The following is a 20,580-nucleotide window of genomic DNA, read 5'->3' as shown; positions in this document are numbered from 1 at the left end:
AAGTTTCTTTTAACCGGACAAAAAATCTGCCAACTGTTTTTTAAAGCTGGTAGCGATATTTATTGCGGAGCAGGTACACCATTATGGGGAATTTGTGTTACATTTTAAGTACAGGTTGCAGAGTATCATTGTATTTTCCAGGCCAATTTTTCCCAGGCCGTTTCTATTTCATGCTTATGCACTTTCCCGGTCTGTTCCCAGTAAGCACTGATCGTGTCCACAATATCCTTAATGCTCTCATCTGCTTCTATTAATGCCTGCAGCCGGGCCAATTCAGCGGGCTGCGCTTCTCCTGCAAGGGAAGCTGCTAATAAATGCCATAACTGATCTTGTTGCTGCATACAGGAATTTTTTGATTCACTACATCCTACTTTGCCGGTTTTGCATTTTTAAAGGGACAGCAGGGCGTGAATTATGTTGCATTATTAAATGTTATTTTATTCTTTTACCCGGTTCTGTTCGCTTTCCGCGCCACCGGTCTTCCTGCTATCCTTCGCCTTTGCTCCTTTACTGAAACGATAAGTAAAAGCGATCACCACTGCACGGCTGTCGTTGGGATTGTGATAATAACCGCTGCCACCCTTCAGGCTGTTGATATAACCTTGGTTGATACGGGTGCGGAAAATATCCTGGCAGTTGAGCTTTACCGTGCCTTTATCTTTTAATATTTTCTTTTGCACGCCCACATTCAGTTGTTTGGTGGACACAAGCTTAAACTGTCCGTCTAACAGGTTCGACCGGTACCTGCCCAACACTTCCAGGCTCCATCCCTTTGATAAATTGAACTGGTTGGTAAGTGAGGCAACCCAAAAGCCCGACTTCGTGTCAACAACTTCTGTATATATTTTACTTTGGGTGTGTATGTATATATAGTTCACAAAAGCGATACCGGTCCACCATTTATAAGGTTTTACAGTTGCATCCATCGAAACACCCGCCACATCTTTTTTCCCGATATTACCGGTACGACTGATAAAAGTATTGCCCGCCAGTTCTATCGTTTCGTCCATCTCGTCTTTAATATGATCGTAAGAAACCGTGGTATTCAACATTCCTTTGTACACATGCGACAGTTCAAAATGTTTGGTGAACTGCGGGTTCAAAAAAGGATTACCGGCATAATAAGTGAATTTGTCCAGCGGGGAAATAAATGGATTGAGGTCGGCATAATATGGCCGGTCAATTCTTTTACTGTAAGAAAAATTCAACACATTGTTGCTGTTACTGTCTAATTTATACGAAACAAAAACAGTTGGAAAGAGATTGCTGTAATTTCTTTTAAAAGAAGAATCGGGTTTTACAATATTGCCCAGTTGATGCCCTTTTGAAACCGTGTTTTCGGCACGCAGCCCCAGTTGCAGGGAAACCCTTTTCATTTCCCTGCTGAAATTTATATAGGCAGCATTGATATTTTCCTTGTAAATAAAGTGGTTGGTCTTTTCATAATCAGGAGTGGTAACATCATTTACAGTAGTTGCATACGCGGCAACATTATCAGTGTTGATATAACTTATTTTAAAACCCGTTTCCAGTTTTGTTTTTTTATCCAGTGGTTGCGTATAATCAGTTTTAAAAGAATAAATATCCAGGTTGCCCGGTAAAGAACCGATCAGGTCATCCTTGGTCTTTAAACTATTGCTGGAAGTATAACTGGAGTTCTTAAATAATTGTTCATTGCTGGTGTTGTACCTGATATAATCGAGGTCGATGGTGAGTTCTTTACCGGTACTATCGAACTGGTAACGGAAATTGCTGTTATAACTGGTATTGCCGAAACGTTCCTTTTCATGGTTGTCTGCTAGAATAACAGAATCCGCTTTGTTCTGTGCATTGAAGAAGGTGCCGGTGTTGGTCCTTTTTTCTGTTGAAGGCCTGCCAACACTACTGAATACAAATCCCAGTGTTGCTTTGTTGCTGAGATAAATATCTGTACCCAGTTTTGTATTCAAACTATTGTACCATCTTTTGATGTAGGAGTTCTGTATAAAACTGGATTGAATGTTACCGCCTGCATCGGTATACCAGCGTTTAATGGTAAGATCATTAAAACTATTACCGCCCGAAAAAACAATATTACCAAAGCTGTTGATCTTATTGTTGCGGTAATTAAAGTTGAATGTATTGCGGCTGTCGCCATACACACCCTGGCGGTAACTGGCAGTAACATTGCCATTGAAACCCTTTACCTTGCTCTTTTTAGTTTTTATATTGATAACGCCTGCATTGCCTGCTGCATCATATTTTGCAGGAGGCGTGGTCATGATCTCGATCTTATCCAACATACTGGCCGGTAATGATTTTAAATAATTGGCCAGGTCGGCACCGGAAAGATAAGTGGGTTTATCATCAATATAAATAGCTACACCCGCTTTGCCTTTAAGGCTGATGGCATCGTTGTTATCCACCTGTACACCGGGAGATTGTTCCAGTACTTCCAGCGCATTGCTGCCGGTATTGGAAATAAAAGCATCCACATTCACGATGATTTTATCTGCCTTTCTTTCAATCAATGGTTTTTTAGAGCTGACAGATACCGCATCCAGCGTTAACGGTGCCGCAGTTTCCATTTCTATTGCAGGCACTGCAACAGTTGTATGCTGTGCATCTATTACAAAATACCTGCTGTAATATTTTTTAAAACCGGTGTGCTGTATCAACAGCAAATAATTGCCTGCGGCAATATTGCTGATCTCAAATTTGCCCGTGGTATCGCTGAGGATCGTTTTTACGATGGCAGAATCTGTTGTTCTTAATAAAGAAATACTGGCGGCTGATAATGCTTTGTTCTTACCACCTGTAACCTTACCGGTTACCTGGGCAAAAATGGCGCAGGTAAAACCGGTAAGTACAAGCAGGATCAAAAGCATGGCTATACTTTTTTTCATGGCTTACTTGGGGCAATAAAATGCCTGTTCACATTGAAGTGATCTTTAAAAATATTAAAAGGAATGTATTAATGCTGGGTATTTAAGAAGCGAATTGAAAATCCGCCGGACTAGATTACTTGGTCCTGAAATTGTATAACAATATCCAGTCAGGACTTTTTATGTATTTGGCTTTCAATTCCTGGTGCAGGTCTTCTGGTTGTACTTTTCCATTCACGACCAATCTTTCATTGCTTACTTCGTAGGACAGGTTAGCGGGACTTTCGATCACTTTTGCTTTAATAAGATCGGCAATAACATTATTAGTGAGTTCTTTTACATCTACATCGGCTGCATTGCTGTTGCCATTGCTTTGTATGCCGGTTAGTTTATACGCATCTTTACTGTAAGCCGGGTCATACTGTTTATTGTAAACATCTCCTTTATATGCCTTGTATGCATTCTTATCTTCAGAATAACTTAATTTAGTGTATGCCACATCGTTATCATTCTCCACCCTTCTTTCTATCTCTCTTTTACTTACAGAAGTGGCATCTGATTTCTGCTGCTGTACATCTTTTTCATGTTGTATCTTTTCAAGCAATATTTGCTTCTCTTCCGCTTCTTTCTGCAGTTTTTCCTGTTGCAGTTTTAACTGCTGCAATTCCAGCTGCAATTTTTCCATCGCAGGTTTTTTATTGCTGTTCTTTTCGGCTTCCAGTTTCAGCTGCAGCGCCCTTTTAGCGTCCTGTTCTGCTGCCAGTTTTGCTTTTTGCAATAACAATTGTTGTTGTTCATTTTTTAAACCATCCTGTAATTTTAACATTGCAGCCTGTTCTGCCTGCATTTTTTCTGCCCTTTGTTTTTCCATATCCGCTTCAGCTTCCAGCTTGTTGGTCAATGCATTTTCTGCATCAACCCTTTTGTCTTCAGCGTCTTTGTCGGTAATGGCGTCTTCTCTTGCAATATGCGCTTTTTCATAATCCTGTCTCAATTGAATGATCAGATCTTTGTACTTACCCCATTGCTCCTGAGGTATTTTTTGACCGTTGATCTTGAAGCTGGTAATGTCCCCGAATATCTCGTACAGTTTGTCGCCTCTTTTATAAAGATATAAGGTATGTTTTACGCCATTTCTCGTTTCCGAATAACTGATGTTGGCGCCGTCTTCAAAATCAGCAGGGTTGTAATACCTGTCGGCAAGGGATGTAAAAGTGTCCTGCGCCGTAGACTTGATCACGGTGGTTTTTGTTTTGCCCGTTTGGGCCTGTGTAAAGAATACCGTCAGCGAAGTGGCAACGATAAAACTTACGGTTAAAAATGTTTTTTCCATGGCATTAAGTGTTTTGTTGTTATTGTATAGCATCCGTTTTACTCTTTCCAGCAAATGTTTTTTATTGCCGGCAAGTGCGGTTGCATATTGCGGTGCGTTCAGCTGGTATTCCTGGAATGATACCAGCGCATTGATATAATCCCGTTTGCTGCCTGTTTGCGATAAGGCAATATCATCACAGCAATTCTCCCTTTCAATTTTTATCAGGGCAGATATCCATAGTACAGCGGGATTAAAAAAGAAAAGCACTTCTGCAAAATTCTGCAGCATATTCACCAGGTAATCTTTGCGCAGTATATGTGCCAGTTCGTGCAGCAGTATGGCTTCCACTTCTTCTGCAGGCAAAGAATTAATAAGGCCGATGGGAAAAAGTATCATTGGTTTAAAATGCCCTGCCACCATGGGTATGGCTGCAATGCCCGACTGCATGAACTGTATACGGGTGCGGATATTCAATGCTGCGGCAAGACTGTTCAGTTTTTCATTCCAATGATCTGTTACCGGTGTAAGCTGCGTGGTCTTCATCTGTTTGATACGATGCAGGCCGGTAGCGAGTTTTATACAACGGAAGCAAAGTACCAGCAGCCAGCACAAAACGATCACATTTGCATGATCGTTGAGAAAGGCGGTGATGGAAACAGTAAGACTGTCTTTGTTCTCCACAATATTAAAAGCCTGCAAATTGTCGTTCACATTGATCACCGTGGATGCTGCCGATGTGGCTACCTGGTTGTTGAGTGCATTGCTGTCATTCACTAACTGCAGGATAAATACCGCCAGTACTGTACCTGTAAATACAAACAATGCAGCAGTAAGCAGTTTATAACGCAAAGCCGCAGTTTGCCTTTTGGTGGCCAGCATAATGATACCGGTAACTACGGCCAGTATCAAACCGATCCACAGGGAATGCACCAGCATCCAGCACAAAGCCTGTCCCATTTTGCCGGGCAGCAAATTATCAATGGAGATCAATGTCATAACATTTATTTATTGTCTTTATCAAATTTTGCCAGCATATCTTTTATGGCCTGCAATTCTTTTTTTGAGGTTTTTTTATTGCCCAGCAACTGCATCATCAGGCTGCTGGCCGAACCATTGTACAGTGTATCCACAAATTTCTCCAGCAGGGCGCCCTTGGTGGTCTGTTCTTCCACCGCCGCATGATATACATGCTTCATACTGCTTTCATCCCGGGTAAGCATTTTTTTCTCCGCCATTATCTGCATCAGTTTTAAAGTGGAAGTATACTGAACAGATCTTTTCATTTCATTCAGTACATCATTCACAAAACGCACTGTAGAAGGCCCATGCTTCCATAATACCTGTAATATCTCCAGCTCTGACCTTGTAGGTTCGCCGGACTTATTATTGATTTCTTCTTTCATGAGTTAAAGGTAGGAAATATTTCGTACGAACAAATATTTAGGTTGTTTTTTTTCAAAAAATTTTGTGAAAATGGTTTTAGCCGGTCAAACAAATTACCGATGGTTAAGTAAAAGCCTTCGCTGGCTGGTTTTGAACGGCTTGGGGGTTTTGGCCTTTTATTTTTGAGCCTGTATAAATAAACGACCTATGGTACGATCAAAAAGATACAGCATGGATAGAGAAACATTAGCCCGTAAACTGGAGGAAATAAAAACACAGCTGGGCAAGTCCTACCCTGCCGTGATCTCTTCTCCCGCAGAGATCACCTGCAACGATCACCTCTCTAATTTTTTAAGAAATGGACCAGCACGTAAAATATTTTTATTCAATTGCAGTGGTGGTGATCATGATTATGATGAATTAATGACAACAGAAATGGAAACCGCACTGGAAGTGAATAACGATGCCATGTATGCTGCAGTAGCAGAAATGATAGTAAAATACTTTGGCACACCAATACAGGCTTACGGGCAATTACCTGCAGATATGGCTGCAACTGATTATGATGATATCACCGGCGAAGGAGGGATATCGTATGGCATCGACTGGACACCTGAATACGAAGGCGGTGCTGTTTTTAATAATGCAGACAGTTCAACAATACTGTACTGGAGTACCAGTAATGAATACATAGTATTGCAAAAAGGCAAATGGAGCGGAGATGGTAATTTTCTTTTGTTCACCCTGGTCACCATTACACCCAGTATCGCCTGATCGCTGCGAAGCTATATTTTTGCCTGCTGCGGTAAAGAGATACTCCTGCTGTTCTCCTTTGTACCGGAAATAACGTTCAGTTAAAAAAGATAGAGAAGAACATCGTTACCAAAGAAAACGCCAGGATAAAAAAGATAAGACAAACGACAATTAAAAAAGATATAGCTCTCATAGAATTGGTTTTGTATAAAATTAGCCAAAAACCAAGCCATTACAAAGCTATTGTACCTACTAAATCTACTTAGTAAAACAACGGGTGTATTATTTTGCAGCAGCAGCAATGCCTTAACAGCAAAAATTTTTTATTCACTTACGCAGGAACGCTGCGTTAAAAAATACAGGAAACGGAAACTCCCCCGTAAAAATTAATTTTCCCGGCAGGGCAATTGGTACAGCTACGTACAGGTGATGCGCTATGTACGAACGATGTACTGGTGGCTTTACGTTTTTTTACGCTTATGCTTTTTTATTTTCATAAGATGTGCTCCACATTGAAACGATTATAGTACTATCTTTACCACCTACTAAAGGGGTGCCTTTAAAGAAAATAAACCATTTTATTTTCTTTATTAAAAACAGGCTGAGATCATACCCATTGAAAAAATGCTGCGGCATTTTTTCATACACCTGATCCGGGTAATGCCGGCGTAGGGACAAGGAAAAGTTTATACTGCTCCCTGCGGCACTTTTAGTACATTTTATTATTTCAATTGTATAGTATGAGCCTGCAGGAATGGACCAGTTTATTCTGGAAACAAATAAAAGAAACAGATGTATTGCAATGGCTGGCCGTTATTACCGGCGTGGCAGAAGTGTTGCTTGCAAAAGCCAATAAGATACTGCTATACCCCGCCGGGATCATTAGCACACTGCTTTCTATATATATACTTTTCGATGTTGAGTTATATGCAGAGTGCCTGCTGAATGCCTATTATCTTGTAATGAGTATATATGGCTGGTGGTACTGGGCAAAGAAAAAAGATAAACCGCCTGTGCCCATCAGCCAATGCAACCGCAATGAGTGGTTAACAGTAATTCTCATCGTTGCAGGTGGGTTTGCAGTGCTTGCTTTTGCATTGAAATATTATACTACTTCTACTGTTCCTTTTTGGGATGCATGGGTAAGCGCCACCGCATGGGCGGGCATGTGGCTGCTCTCCCGCCGCAAGATCGAGAACTGGGTATTACTGAATATTTCCAATTTATTTGCGATACCCTTATTATTCTATAAGCAATTGCCCATGTTTGCCATGCTTACCATCTTTTTATTCATTGTTGCTGTATTTGGTTTCTTCGACTGGAAGCGCATCATCAGCAAACAAAAATTATTTTCAGCATGATGTTTCATCCTTCTGCACAAATTGATGTACAATTGGTAACTGCCATACGCAATGTTGCCGGCGAAGCGGAAACACTTCAAACACTGCACCCGGTGCAACTGGCCATATTGTATGAACAGCAATGGTTGCAATTATTCGTACCACAAGTTTACAACGGGTTACAACTGGATCTTGTCAAAGCATTACAACTGGAAGAAGCCCTGGCGTGGACGGACGGATCTGTAGGTTGGACCGTAACGCTTTGTGCAGGTGCCGCCTGGTTTGCAGGATTTTTACAGCCTGGTATTGCAACAATGATATTCGGCGAGAAGAATGTGTGCATTGCCGGCAGCGGCAAGGCTTCCGGTATTGCAAAAAAAGAGGGAGAAAATTATATCATTACCGGCGGTTGGGATTATGCTTCGGGAGCAGACCATGCCACCGCTTTTACCGCCAACTGCATCATTGAAGAAAATGGCAGTGTTGTAAAGAATAGTGACGGACAACCGTTGATACGGCCTTTTATTTTTTTACGCAACGAAGTTACAGTGCACCAAAACTGGCAGCGCATCGGCATGATCGCAACGGGCAGTCATAGTTTTTCTGTAAAAGAGCTTACTGTAAATAGTAACAGGGCTTTTATTATCGATCCGGCGCACGCAGTTTCGGTTCTGCCCATCTATCAATATCCATTCTTACAATTTGCCGAAGCCACACTTGCAGTAAACAGCAGCGGCATGGCACTCCGTTTTTTAGAATTATGTAGCGGGATATTGCAACCTGGCGGTAATACGCAACAATTATACCTGCTTGAAACCTGCAGCAATAAATTGAATGAGCTGAGAACAGTTTTTTATAAGGCTGTTGATATTTCCTGGGGTGCATGTATTGCAAACGGAAATATCAGTAAGGAGCTGCTGCAACAGGTAAGCGATACTAGTAAGCAACTCGCTATATACTCACGTAGATCAGTAGACGAATTATATCCCTATTGCGGCATGCAGGCAGCCGATCCTGCAACAGAGATCAGCAGGGTTTGGCGCAACCTCCATACGGCCAGCCAGCACAGCCTTTTCAACCGATAAGGATGGTATTTTACCGGCAAATAATTATATTTGGATAGTTTAAACCATTAACAGCCTGCATATGAAATTTTTTTTCCTCTTCATTTTACTCGCAGTGGGCAACACTGCTTTAGCTCAATTGCAACCGGTGCTTTCAGGCGCTTACCACTGGAATGATTTTCCCGTGAAGAAAGACAGCGGAAGGGAAAGCCGCAAAATTGCCCTGGGCACCACACCCGAATTAGAGTATTTTGAAGTGCATGCCACCACCCAATTCAAAGGGGCTGCTCCCAAACCAGCTCATGCGCAAAAAGATATTGAAGAACTGATCATTATTAAAGAAGGCACCATGAAAGCCACCATCGGCAATAAAACTGCCATACTGGGCAAGGGCAGCGTATTACTGATACCACCGCTCGAAATGCAGCAGTTGCAGAACGTGGGCAACGGTCCCCTCACCTATTATGTGTTCCAGTTACGCAGTCGCAAAATGAATATGGAAAGAAGCAACCAGGCTGGTGGTGCACTGTTGCTGAACTACGATTCATTAAAATACACAGAAGCTAATAATAAAGGCGCCCGAAAATATTTTGACAGGCCCACTGCCATGTGCGACAATTTTGAAATGCACATCACATACCTAAAACAAAAAGGGCCCAGCCATGCACCACACCAGCACGTGGACACCGAAGTTATTTTGATCATTGAAGGAGAAAGTGAAATTACCATCGATGGCAAACAATATACCGCAGGACCCGGCGATTTTTACATTGCAGAAAGTAACAAAATGCACGGTGTTGGTAATGCCACTGATAAACCCTGCAGCTATTTTGCATTTAAATGGAGATAAAAAATTGTACAATAAGAAAGGGCCCCGCAAAGGGCCCTTTTGTTTTCATGCTATTACTTACCAGTGTTTTTTAGGATCATGATCGAAACGGTTGAAACGGTCATTGAACTTATCATACACTTTATTTATTTCAAACCTGCGCTGATCTTCCAGCTGGCGGATCATCACATCTTTCCTGAAACGGGAAACAAACATCTTTCTTTTTACGTCCTGTATTTTCCAGTCGTAATCCCGGTTGATCTGTGCGATCTGCATATCCCTTTCCCGGGTGCTGAAGGAATAATACCTACTGTCGCGGTCGTTGTCTTTCCTGAATCCATCATTAAAGGCAACATCATTCTTTTTATCGTAGCCGCCTGCTTTATATTGTGCAAATGTTGAAGCTGCGATAGTGATACCAACTAATAGAGTAAAAATCTTTTTCATAATTGTAAATTTTAAAAGGTTACTAATGCATATCAGATGGTAATGAAGGGCAATAGTTTACAAAAGAAATGTTAATGCTTCAGAAGGCATTAAAAGCCATGGGAATAGCAAGCATAAAAAAAGAGAGATATTTATAAACTACAGCGTACGGGATCAGGTCATTTTTGTTCTCTTACATCAAAATTTTGTTCGCCATACAACAGGTTATCTGCAGTGATACCCTGCACTACCAGCCGGAATTTGCCCGCAATATCACTGCTGTAAAAACTAAATTGCGCTTCGCCTGCATCATTAGTAACAACAGAGTAATTCCAGTATAATGTGGGAAGAAATTGTGGATCGGTTGGATCAGCTTTGCTTAGGTCTGTAACATAAAATTCTCTCCGGTTATAGATCCCTGCCATAGAAACCTGGTATTCGTTCTTAGCAGCAGCTTCCAGTGCTGTGCAACCACGGTAGATCGTCTGCACGATCGTATTTCCGCCGTAGCGTACGCCATAACTTTTACCAACAACCGGTTGAAAACCATCATTAGGATGATTGATACAATTGAGTATCCCGTTCTGACAAACATAATCGCCGCATATATTCATGCCGGGCTCACGACTGTTGTAAAAACTGTTATCCGTTTTAGTAGCGATCACCACCGTACTGAGCGTTTTGGCCGTTTCACCGGGCTTTAAGATAAATGCCTGGGTGGTTTGCGCAAAACTCTTTGGGCTGTAATCTGGAAATGCTAATGTCGCCGCCAATTTTTTGCCCGTTTCTTTATAAGGATCATTCACCGTTACGATATATTCCATTTTTTCCTCGCTGCGTACTGAAATAGTGAATTTTCGGTTAGGCTCACTCGTTATTTTTTCGGGAAGTAATTCAAAATTACCCGTGCTATCTGTAGATACAATATCCAGCTCTGCTAATTTAGGGGTAACAAAATTCTTGATATTCAATAGCAGTGGCCTTTTAATTTTTGAATCTACATGAGTCACTTTCCCGGTAAAACGCAATGAAGTAATTTTTACCAGCGTATCACTTGCTTTTACTGCCATTACATCCCGCCAGGTATACCTGCGCCAGCCTTTTACCAGCAATACCTGCTCCAGGAATTTTTTATTGGCAGTATCATTTGCCAACAGGTTTTTCTTAAAAGGAAGATCGTTCAGTACACTGTTCAAATAAGTATAGCTATCGATACTGGTCGCCTTAGCCAGTTCCAGGCGGTTGGCCTGTACACAAGCCACAGATACTAAACCTTTGAGTGGCCGGCCATCTGCAGCTGTAACTTTTAATTTTACCTCTATCTTTTGTCTGCTGCCGTAAGAACTACTGTCGGTACTGATCTGCACTTCCGGTTTTTTATTAAAATGAGCAAAGAAGATACGTTCTGCTTCCGGCCTGCCCATACTGTCCAGTAAAGTAATGGTGGCGAGCCCACGGGGCACTTCCGTCAAAGGTACTTTTACTAATGTCGGTCTCCCCTGCGATAATGAAAATGAAGTGTTGATATAAGTGTTCTGATAATCGTGTAATAATAAGAGTACCGGCCCCGCTGCCCCCTGAACGGTCACTTGTAATGTATCTGCTGCCAATGCTTCGGGTACGCTGACAGTGATACCATTTTCCGATACTACCGGCATAGCATATACGCTATCTGTGGCTGGATAGATCATTTTAACTTTATAACTACTGCCTGCTTCCGGTGTCATTGTAAAACTGCCCATCCCATATATACCGGTATTGATCGTCTGTACCAGTTGTTCATCCCGGTACAATGCAGCGCTTACCTGCAACGGATCGCCTTCGCTGTTCACCACTTCCCAACCAATGGTGTTGACTGTTCCTGCAATAAGGTTGCCGCCCTCGGGATAAAATTTAACTCGGATCTCTTTTTTATATACCGGTAGTTTAATGCTGAAGTTCCTGACCGTAGTGCCATTATCTATTTCCGTTTGTAAAACATTATTGGCAGCTGTGATCGTTTTTAAAGGGATCGTGATCCGGGCTTCACCAAAATTGTCAGTTTTTAAAGTGCCGCTCTTCAACGGTTGCTCCCTGCCACCGATAAAATATTTTACCGCGGCTTTTTTTACCAACGTATAATCCCTGGTCATTGCTTTTAGTAAAACGGTTGCGCTGTCCATACCGGGCTTAATGCTGTCTGTAAGCGAAAGCGTGGCATTAAAACCCGCTGCTGTACCGGCTTTGATGGTAACAGGCTGCACAAATAAAGCGGCAGGAAAACCATTGATCAGCATATTGGTGTAGCAAACAAAACTGTAATTGCCGGTGGGTAAACTATCAGGCAACACCATATTGCCAAAAGCCAGCCCTTTATCCATTACATATTTTGCTTCGGATAATACTGAATGATCATCATTGCGTACCAATGCTACTGAAAGTGTGTGGTGTACTGTATTGGTATTGGAGCGCACAATATACCCGGTGAACCAGGCGCTTTCGCTGTTGGCATAAACCGTTTTATCAAAATGAACGAACAGGGAGGCGTTTTGATTTTTGATACCGAACCATTCTATGCGTTGTGTAATGGAATCCAGTATTTTTTCGTATTGCTGGGCATGTAAGTTGAAGCAGGAAAATAAAAGCAGTAATGTTACACAGGCAGCCAGCTTCATACAGCTATAGAAGGTTATGGCCTGAAGATAATAAAAAAATCTTTATGCTGCTCAATCCCTTGTTGATAAAGGCACTCACGCAAACGTATAACTATTTTGATCAGCCATTACCGGCTCTTTCAATTTCCTCCCCTGCACTGCCACCACTGCGTTTGGTGGTTTTATAGGCTTTGCCAAAACGATAATTAAAAGTGAGATTGATGACACGGCTGTCGCGGCGCAGTATAAAATATTCGGTTGCTTTAGGGAATTGCGTAAGCCCCTCCATGGCGTTGGTGTAAAAAATATCACGGAGGCTCAATTTAAGTGTGCCTTTCTTTTTTAGTATTGGCCGGCTTACGCCCAATGATAACTGCCCTGTTGGATATAACTGCTCCTGCAGGTCGTTGCGGGCACGGGTGGTATAAAATCCGCTGATCTCGCCATTGTATATTTTGGCAAAGCTGAACTGGTTACTCATATTCACATTCAGTTGGTTGATATCGCTTTTAAAATTCACATCACCATTAAAGCCTTTTAATTCTTTGTGATTGAAGAATGCCTGTACTGTAAAACTCCACCATTTTAAAGGCGCCAGTGCAAGTGTGCTGCTTAAACCGAAATTGTGTGTACGCCCTACATTGCCTTGTGAATAATACAGTAACCCATGAACAGTATCATTCAAAAATATCTGTGAAAAATAATTTTTTACTATGCTGTATGATACCGTAGTGGTCAACAATTCTTTGTACTGGTGGCTCAGTTCCAGGTTCCAGCTGTATTGCGGAACGATATAAGGATTGCCATTTTGATAGGTATATTTATTGATGATGGAACTGAAAGGGTTCAGTACCTGGAAGGCAGGGCGGTCAATTCTTCGTCCAGCCGTAAACGTGATACTGTTGGAAGAATCAGTCTGCCAGGTGATATAGCCGCTGGGGAACAAGCCATCATAATTGCGGTTGAAAGCAGAATCCTTTTGTTGTATATTGCCCAGCTGGTGTGCATTGTAATGCGTGGCTTCGTAACGCAACCCCGCCTGCATGCTGATGCGTTTGTATTTTGATTCGATACTGCTGTACACCGCATTGATATTTTCGCTGTATAAAAAATGATTGCTGCGGCCATAATCTTCCTGCCAGGCGGTGCCATCAAAATTCTGGTAGGATGCAATATTATCCGTGCTGATATGCGATGATTTAACGCCTGATAATAGCGTACTGTTATTGCCGAGATGCAGTGTATGATCGGCTTTGGCAGAAATGATCTTAATGGTGGTAGGTATATTGCCCCTTGCAGCTTCATTATAACCGCCGTTTGCCTGCAAATGATTATTGAACTGCTGATCGGTCTTCATATTATAACCGAGTGCATCAAGATCCACTGCAAGATCCTGTTGTTTATTGATGATGTGGCGCAGGTTAAGATTGATGGAACCATTATTGAACCGGGTACCACTGGTACTGTTGGTAACAACAGATGAATCCACAGCGCCGGCCGCATCCAGCCAGGTGGCGGCAGCATCACCTTTTCCTTTACGCCTGATAAGAGTACCGCCCAGTACCAAACCGATCGTTGTTTTAGGTGCTATATAGTAATCAATACCCGTCTTAATAGTGTTGTTGATAAAACGGCCTGCAAAATAAGTGGGTTGATCGAGTATAGCTGTTACATTGCCATTGTCATCGTAATATTTTCGCAGGGCGTATATATCAGTAAGGTATTTGGAAACCACCGAACTGTAATTAAAAAATGTATTGAATTTACCTGTACGGTAATTAATGATCACGCTATTATTATCTTTTGGATACACACCCTGCCCTGCCGAAACAGTAGCAGAACCATTAAAACCTTTTACTTTACTCTTCTTGGTTTTGATATTGATGATTCCTGCATTGCCACTGGCATCATATTTAGCCGGTGGATTGGGCATCAGCTCTATCTGTTCCACCTGCGATGAATTCATACTGCTGAGTAAATTATTCAGGTCGGCACCCGATAAATAAGTAGGTTTATCGTCTATCATTACCAGTACACCCGCTTTACCCTGTAAACTGATGCCGCCATTCTTATCCACCATTACACCGGGTGATTTTTCCAGCACTTCCAGTACGGTGGTGCCGGTATTGGTTACTGCGGCATCAACATTTAAAATGGTCTTGCCTTCTTTATGTTGTATAAAAGGTTTTTTGGAGCTTACATTCACTGTTTGCAGCGTGGTGTTGGTGGGCTGCAGTGTAATACTGGCCTTGCTTACGGCAGGATATTGATAAGGATCGCTGGTGAGTGTTTTATAACCGCTGTGAGTAACAATAACGCTGTAAGTGCCTGCAGGCAGGTTGCTGAAATTAGCAGTACCAGTTGCATCCGTTACAGCAGATTGCACCAGTTTGCTGCTTTTCATCAGTTCTACAGTGGCGCCCTGCGCCGGTTGCGCATTTTCATTTAATACAGTGATGATAAAACCAGCGGAGCTTTGGGCACAGGCGATAACGGATATTAAAACGGAGCATAACAATAATTGCAGTCGCATCATAGTGCCGCGAAGATAGCATGCCCCTGCTTTTCTGCAGGCGGCTTTATGTTCAGTGGTCAATGGCTTTGGGTAAAGGTTGCAGGTTGGTATTAGTTTGACTGATTTTTACAAAATATCTACTTACCTATCATTGCGGTTCGTTGATCCACAAAACGGAATTGCCTGTATTTTCATCATTCTGTTCCCAGAGTTTATTGGCGGAGTCGCGTATCCATTTACCATCCACTACAAATTTATAGCGGTACTTGCCTTTGTCCACATGCACTTGTATCACCCATTCGTCGCCCTGGTGGTGCATGCGGTACGAAGCGGGGTTCCAGTTATTGATATTATCCCCCGCCAGGCATACAACTTTAGCATTGGCATATCCTTTTAAACGGAATGTAAAATTAGGATCGATCACCAGTGCAATATTGTCCTTTGTAACAGAATCTGCGATCGTTTTACCATCTATCTTTAAACGGTATTCGTAATTGCCAGGGCCGAGTGCGTAAGGCAGTTCCCAACCCGTAGCTGTTTTGTTCATGAATAGCTCATTGTCCTTCCAGTTATTGAATGAGCCCAGTAATACTACTTTTTTCGCATTGGCATATCCCTGCAGTTTAAAGATATAGGGAGCACCCATGCGTACCACCGAATTAAAATCATTGAATTCATTGGGCAGCTTATCCGTATTGGCAGGATCGGCAAACCAGTTACCATCCGCAATAAAACGATAAGTATAAGTACCCTGCGCCAGGTAAACCGGCAATGTCCAGCCGCCAGCGGTGTGCTGCATCAACAAGTCCCGTTCACTCCAGTTATTGAAACTACCGGCAAGGTATACACGCTTTGTATTATCGTACCCTTTCAGGTTAAAAGTGTAATTGGTTTTAAAATACACCGAATTATCATTGCCCATTCCGTCATTCTCCACCAGAGCATTGTCTTTATCTATCCGCCAGTTGTTGTCGTCCAATATAAATTTATACAGGTGTTTACCTGCGGGTAATTTAACTGTCACTATCCAGCCACTGTCTGTTTTGGTCATGGGCAATGCAGCATTTTGCCAGTCGGTAAAACTGCCGGCCAGTCTTACTCGTCCTGCATTTAATTGTCCCCGCATAAAGAACCGCACCTCTTCCCCATTCACTGCAAAGTTCTTTCCATTCAATAAACGGTTGGCACCAAAACGTACCGAATTGAGCACCGACTGCATATCTGTTCCTGCCTTTTGTGCAATGATTATCTTGTCAGCAGGGTTATTGATATTATCAGCACTGAACAGCGGTTTGCTGATTACCATGATCTCCTTATTGCTGATATCTATTTTCCAGCCAAGCTTCCGTAATGAGTCAGGCGAATTTGTTTTAATAAAAGTCTTCAGGTCAAGATCGGCTAATTCATATTTTATTACAAAACTATCCAGCGCATTGGTTGTAATATTCTTGCCCAGCGTAATATACATCCGGCCGTTCTTGATGGAATAAGAGCGTACGGCTTCCTGTGCATTTGACTGCTGCGCATAGCACAGCAGCAACACTGCCAGGCAGGTTTTTAACCATAAGGTCCATATCGTTCTCCGCCTCATTTCCATATATACATTTTGTTCGTCACAAAGTTAAAGCCAATTTTATGCAGCGACAGGAAATCAAATCCTAAAATACCGTCAATGCAAACATTGGATGACATACAGGCTTTTTCAAGATTGGTGATCACGACCGGCAGGCTCCCCGTATTCTGGTTGCCGATGATGAGGTTACTGAGATTGCCATACACCGCTTCCACTTTCTTGTCATTGGCACCCAGTAATTGTATACGCCGGAGGATCTCTACGTTATCAAAAATTTTGGAAGGCAACCGGCTATCCAGTACATTCGATTCAGCACCGGAATCAATAATGAGCCGCAATTTTTTTCCTGCCAAAAATGAGAAAGTGGTCAGTTTATCGTTCCATATCTCGATGGGCACAACCGTATACGCAGCTGTATCTTCCAGTTGTGTACTCCTGTATTGTTTTGCTTCTTTTTTAGCAATGCGGTGCAGGTAAATAAGGTTATTCTCATAATCAATGATCATTTCAAACTGCAGTAACATAGACAGGCCGATAAGCCCGAGTATCTTTACGCCTTTGCTGTTTTCCAGGTGACCGAGATTAGTGAGATCAGCACTGTTGGCAGTGCTTTTCATACAACCAAATGTAAATTCCTTTACCGTGGTTCTTGTAACAGTGGCTACTGCACCGGTTATACCATTGGCTTCTTCATTCACCAGGTCGGTGTTGGTGTAACTCCGGAAATACGTGAGGTTCAGCACCAGGCCCGATGCTCCGGTGTCCAGGATAAAGTTGCCATCAGTTGTATCTGCCGTTGCCCTTACAAGAATAAGATTACCCGCCCTGCTGAATGGTATCACACAGGAAACAGAATCGGCACTGATGGTGGGAATATTGATGGATATTTTTTTTAACGGCAGCGCAATGGCATGTTTGTGTGCCAGCGCATTATTGCTCACAAAAGCAAGCACCGTTATTAAAAAAGCGATCGTATATTTTTGAAAAATGCGGATAACCAGTTAATTGATACTGTAATTTAAAGCAAAGCGCTTAAACAGTATCCGCAATAGCGTTATTTGTTTGATAAAATCGTTTATTCCAAAGCCCTTTCGCTTAACTTGATCAGCGCATCGAGGTTGACGGGTATTTCTGTGTGCATCCATACCTGTATAAATGCGCCACCATTATTATATTTTTTTACAAAGGCAGATGCCTGGCCATTCTCATTTTCGCCCAAAACAATATCCACCTGCTTTTTATCAATTCCAAAATTAGATATCCAGAAATCGGGCAGGTTAAACTGCTTTCCTTTTTCGTTGGCAAAACCGGTGAATAATCCTCCAAATGCACGGGTATCAGTTGGTCCGTAATTAATACCCAGCACCGTATCAATGCGCCGGTTGGTCAAACCCATGAATTGTTTTTTTGCTTCATCAATATTAAAGAACAAAGGGTTGTTACCGGGAATAATGATACGGCCGCCATTATCTAAAAATTTCCGCAATATGGAACTAGCGCCATTCTCATAAATATTTTTCGGGAAATAGTCTGTTGCAAAAACGATCACTTTACCTGCGGCAGAATCCGTCATTAGTTTTGCCAACGTATCGGTGCCGATGGTTTTAAAGCCATTCACCTGCAGGTAATTTTTTATCCTTATATCCGCACCATTCTTAAAATAGATCTTTACCTGGTCGGCATCATAATACACAAATTGTTTTCTTTCCTTGATCTTTTCGGGTATGCGTCCGGTTAAGGCATACAGGTGTCCATCATCACTGCCGATATAGAGCAGCTGATCATTTATTACCGGTGAGGAATAAATAATGCCATTGGTGGTAAATTGGCCCAAACGCTTGCCGGTCTTCAGGTCCAGGCAGAACAACTGCCCGTCGTAACAGCCTTCATATACTTTATCATTATCAATAATGGGCGACGACCAGGTGGCCATGGGTGTATGATATTTCCAGATCTCTTTGCCTGTATTTAAATTTACGGCCTGCACAAACCTGCCATCGGATGTACCGGTGACTACGAAAGAATCTTTAACTGCCACGGTAGAAATGATCCATGAAACCTGGTGATCCACCGTCCATAACAGTTTGCCGTCATTGGCATCCAGGCAATACAAAAACCCATCCCTTGCCCCCACGATCATTTTATCATTGGCAATCACAGGAGCCGCCAGTATGGCTTTGCGGTCAAAACCCAGTGTATCCAGTTGCAATGGTTCACCAATGATCTTGTGATCCCATTTTTGTGCACCGGTTTTTATATCCAGTGCATAAATATTGCCTTCTGTATCACCGAAAAGAACTGCATCTTTATAAATACTTGCGGTACCTCTTACTAAACCCTTACTCTTGAATTTCCATATTTCTTTACCGGTACTTTGTTCCAGCATATACAGGTTGCCATCATCGCTGCCGATGATAATTTTATCATCCACCAAAGTGGGCGAAGAAAAATAATAATCAAAGCGCCATGGATACGGCAGCTTCGCTCCCATTTTGAATTTCCATTTCAGTGTGCCGGTGTTTTGATCCAGCGCAAATAAGGATTGTTCATTATTGCTGAAGAATACCACACCGCCCTGGCAGGCAGCGGAAGAATTGATAGCAGCGCCGCTATGAAAATGCCAGCGCATGCCGCCGCCTTTTTTATCCAATGCAAAAAAATCGCCCTTTGTATTGCCAAAATAAACCACATCTCCATTTACCAATGGTGTGGAACGTACCGGCGCTTCGGCATTAAAGCTCCATGCTTTTGTATCGTACAATATATCGGGGGCTGATTGGCTAATGCTGTTGTGTGCCGCATTATCGCGGAACATACCAATACCGGAATTATTGTTGGCACTGCAACCAAAAAGAAAGAAAGCGATGCTGGCTAAATAGAACAGGTTTCGCATGGCAATAGTTTTGTTGTATGAATGTAGCAATAACAACAAAACAGCAACGCGATAAATTACAAACGGCGTGATACTGGTACTGTGTGCAGCAAGGCTGTCTGTTTTTTACTTAATGGATCTAAAGAAATCCCAGGCATACAAATACACATCAATATCATTGGGGTAATCATGATGGCCGCCAACTACTTTCAATAAAGTAACCGGGGGTTTGCCTTTTGCATGGTAACTGTATTCTTCGATTGTCTTTTGATCGGATGGATCGGTATCGGGCAATGATTTTTTTTCAGGCTCACCTTTATAACCTGCTAATGCCGCCCAGTAATGAAAAGTATTTTCGGTACTGCGTACCACACCATAACTGGCATTGTTTACAAACATTTCGCCGCCCTCGTAAGGGTTGGTCTTATCATCCGTACCATTAATGATGAGTATGGGTTTTGCTTTGCCTGCAAGCCTGCAATCGCAGGAAGCGCTGTCGGGCATATTGGCAACAATGGCTGTAACGGCTTTGAACTGATCCGGCATGGTGGCCGCCAGTTTATAAGCCATGTGCCCACCGCCCGAAAAACCGGCGGCGAAAACATTGGCTGTATTTATACTGTATTTCTTTTGAAAATAACGGATCATCGCTTCAAAAAAAGCGGCTTCATTGATATCTTCTTTATTGGCTGCCGCAGTGGAATATTTCCGGCATTCGTTCCAGTAATGCTGGTATCCGTTGGGATATACGATGAGTAATTTTTCTTTTCCGGCAATGGCTTCGAGTTTACCGGTTCTTTTTATCATGTCGGTAGCACTGCCGCCCGAACCATGCATGATGAATAAAAGATTACCGCCCGTTACATTCACGGTGGGTGTGTTGTACATAAAACTCCGGTAATGCCCTTCTATCAAAACAGAATCGGTCATCAGCTGACTTTCTGCATGCAGGGAAAATAACAAGGCAATAGCGAAAAAGGATCTTTTCATAAAATGTTTTAAACCTGCTAAAG

15 protein-coding genes are annotated in these 20,580 nt (G+C 42.3%); 4 read left to right on the top strand and 11 right to left on the bottom strand.

Features of this window, described 5'->3' with window-relative positions; all coding sequences use genetic code 11:
• Nucleotides 1–125: 125 nt before the first annotated feature.
• From QM738_RS19695 to QM738_RS19680, 4 genes are all read right to left on the bottom strand, one after another.
• Entirely contained in the window at nucleotides 126–341 is a 216-nt protein-coding gene (locus QM738_RS19695) for a hypothetical protein (RefSeq protein ID WP_462278459.1), read from the bottom strand.
• A 96-nt stretch (nucleotides 342–437) separates the two neighbouring features.
• Nucleotides 438–2,885, bottom strand: coding sequence for an outer membrane beta-barrel protein (locus tag QM738_RS19690; RefSeq protein WP_462278458.1), 2,448 nt, complete (start codon nucleotides 2,883–2,885; stop codon nucleotides 438–440).
• Between the two features lie 115 nt (nucleotides 2,886–3,000).
• Entirely contained in the window at nucleotides 3,001–5,175 is a 2,175-nt protein-coding gene (locus QM738_RS19685) for a M56 family metallopeptidase (protein WP_462278457.1), read from the bottom strand.
• Nucleotides 5,176–5,180: 5 nt separating this feature from the next.
• Nucleotides 5,181–5,582 carry a BlaI/MecI/CopY family transcriptional regulator gene (locus tag QM738_RS19680; protein ID WP_462278456.1) on the bottom strand — a complete coding sequence of 134 codons (402 nt, stop codon included), beginning with the start codon at nucleotides 5,580–5,582 and terminating at the stop codon, nucleotides 5,181–5,183.
• A gap of 211 nt (nucleotides 5,583–5,793) precedes the next feature.
• Between QM738_RS19680 and QM738_RS19675 the strand changes: the two genes are divergently transcribed.
• From QM738_RS19675 to QM738_RS19660, 4 genes are all read left to right on the top strand, one after another.
• Nucleotides 5,794–6,336 (top strand): hypothetical protein, encoded by a 543-nt coding sequence (locus QM738_RS19675; protein ID WP_462278455.1) that lies wholly within the window; start codon nucleotides 5,794–5,796, stop codon nucleotides 6,334–6,336.
• Nucleotides 6,337–7,055: 719 nt separating this feature from the next.
• On the top strand, nucleotides 7,056–7,676 hold the full coding sequence (gene pnuC, locus QM738_RS19670; protein ID WP_462278454.1) for a nicotinamide riboside transporter PnuC: 621 nt from the start codon (nucleotides 7,056–7,058) through the stop codon (nucleotides 7,674–7,676).
• The gene (locus tag QM738_RS19665) at nucleotides 7,673–8,740 is read left to right on the top strand and encodes an acyl-CoA dehydrogenase family protein (protein ID WP_462278453.1); all 1,068 of its coding nucleotides are present in this window, start codon (nucleotides 7,673–7,675) and stop codon (nucleotides 8,738–8,740) included. The genes pnuC and QM738_RS19665 overlap by 4 nt, the downstream gene beginning before the upstream one ends.
• 61 nt (nucleotides 8,741–8,801) lie before the next feature.
• Complete coding sequence (locus QM738_RS19660; RefSeq protein ID WP_462278452.1) at nucleotides 8,802–9,569, top strand: cupin domain-containing protein; 768 nt, start codon at nucleotides 8,802–8,804, stop codon at nucleotides 9,567–9,569.
• A 57-nt stretch (nucleotides 9,570–9,626) separates the two neighbouring features.
• On the opposite strand, the gene QM738_RS19655 is transcribed toward QM738_RS19660, so the two are convergent.
• The 7 genes from QM738_RS19655 to QM738_RS19625 all read right to left on the bottom strand — a co-directional run bounded on the left by QM738_RS19655 (nucleotide 9,627) and on the right by QM738_RS19625 (nucleotide 20,557).
• Nucleotides 9,627–9,995, bottom strand: coding sequence for a hypothetical protein (locus QM738_RS19655; RefSeq protein WP_462278451.1), 369 nt, complete (start codon nucleotides 9,993–9,995; stop codon nucleotides 9,627–9,629).
• Between the two features lie 158 nt (nucleotides 9,996–10,153).
• The gene (locus tag QM738_RS19650) at nucleotides 10,154–12,628 is read right to left on the bottom strand and encodes a hypothetical protein (RefSeq protein ID WP_462278450.1); all 2,475 of its coding nucleotides are present in this window, start codon (nucleotides 12,626–12,628) and stop codon (nucleotides 10,154–10,156) included.
• Nucleotides 12,629–12,728: 100 nt separating this feature from the next.
• Nucleotides 12,729–15,203, bottom strand: coding sequence for an outer membrane beta-barrel protein (locus tag QM738_RS19645; RefSeq protein WP_462278449.1), 2,475 nt, complete (start codon nucleotides 15,201–15,203; stop codon nucleotides 12,729–12,731).
• 67 nt (nucleotides 15,204–15,270) lie between these two features.
• Nucleotides 15,271–16,719 carry a hypothetical protein gene (locus tag QM738_RS19640; protein WP_462278448.1) on the bottom strand — a complete coding sequence of 483 codons (1,449 nt, stop codon included), beginning with the start codon at nucleotides 16,717–16,719 and terminating at the stop codon, nucleotides 15,271–15,273.
• On the bottom strand, nucleotides 16,710–17,636 hold the full coding sequence (locus tag QM738_RS19635) for an aspartyl protease family protein (protein ID WP_462278447.1): 927 nt from the start codon (nucleotides 17,634–17,636) through the stop codon (nucleotides 16,710–16,712). Before QM738_RS19635 ends, QM738_RS19640 begins: the two co-directional genes overlap by 10 nt.
• Before the next feature lie 134 nt (nucleotides 17,637–17,770).
• On the bottom strand, nucleotides 17,771–19,588 hold the full coding sequence (locus tag QM738_RS19630; RefSeq protein ID WP_462278446.1) for a beta-alanine-activating enzyme beta-propeller domain-containing protein: 1,818 nt from the start codon (nucleotides 19,586–19,588) through the stop codon (nucleotides 17,771–17,773).
• A 105-nt stretch (nucleotides 19,589–19,693) separates the two neighbouring features.
• The gene (locus tag QM738_RS19625; protein ID WP_462278445.1) at nucleotides 19,694–20,557 is read right to left on the bottom strand and encodes a CE1 family esterase; all 864 of its coding nucleotides are present in this window, start codon (nucleotides 20,555–20,557) and stop codon (nucleotides 19,694–19,696) included.
• Between the last annotated feature and the right edge of the window lie 23 nt (nucleotides 20,558–20,580).

It is taken from the genome of Ferruginibacter sp., assembly GCF_049840995.1.
In the GTDB taxonomy this organism is placed as follows: Bacteria; Bacteroidota; Bacteroidia; order Chitinophagales; family Chitinophagaceae; genus Ferruginibacter.
This window is presented reverse-complemented; position numbering and strand designations above follow the sequence as displayed.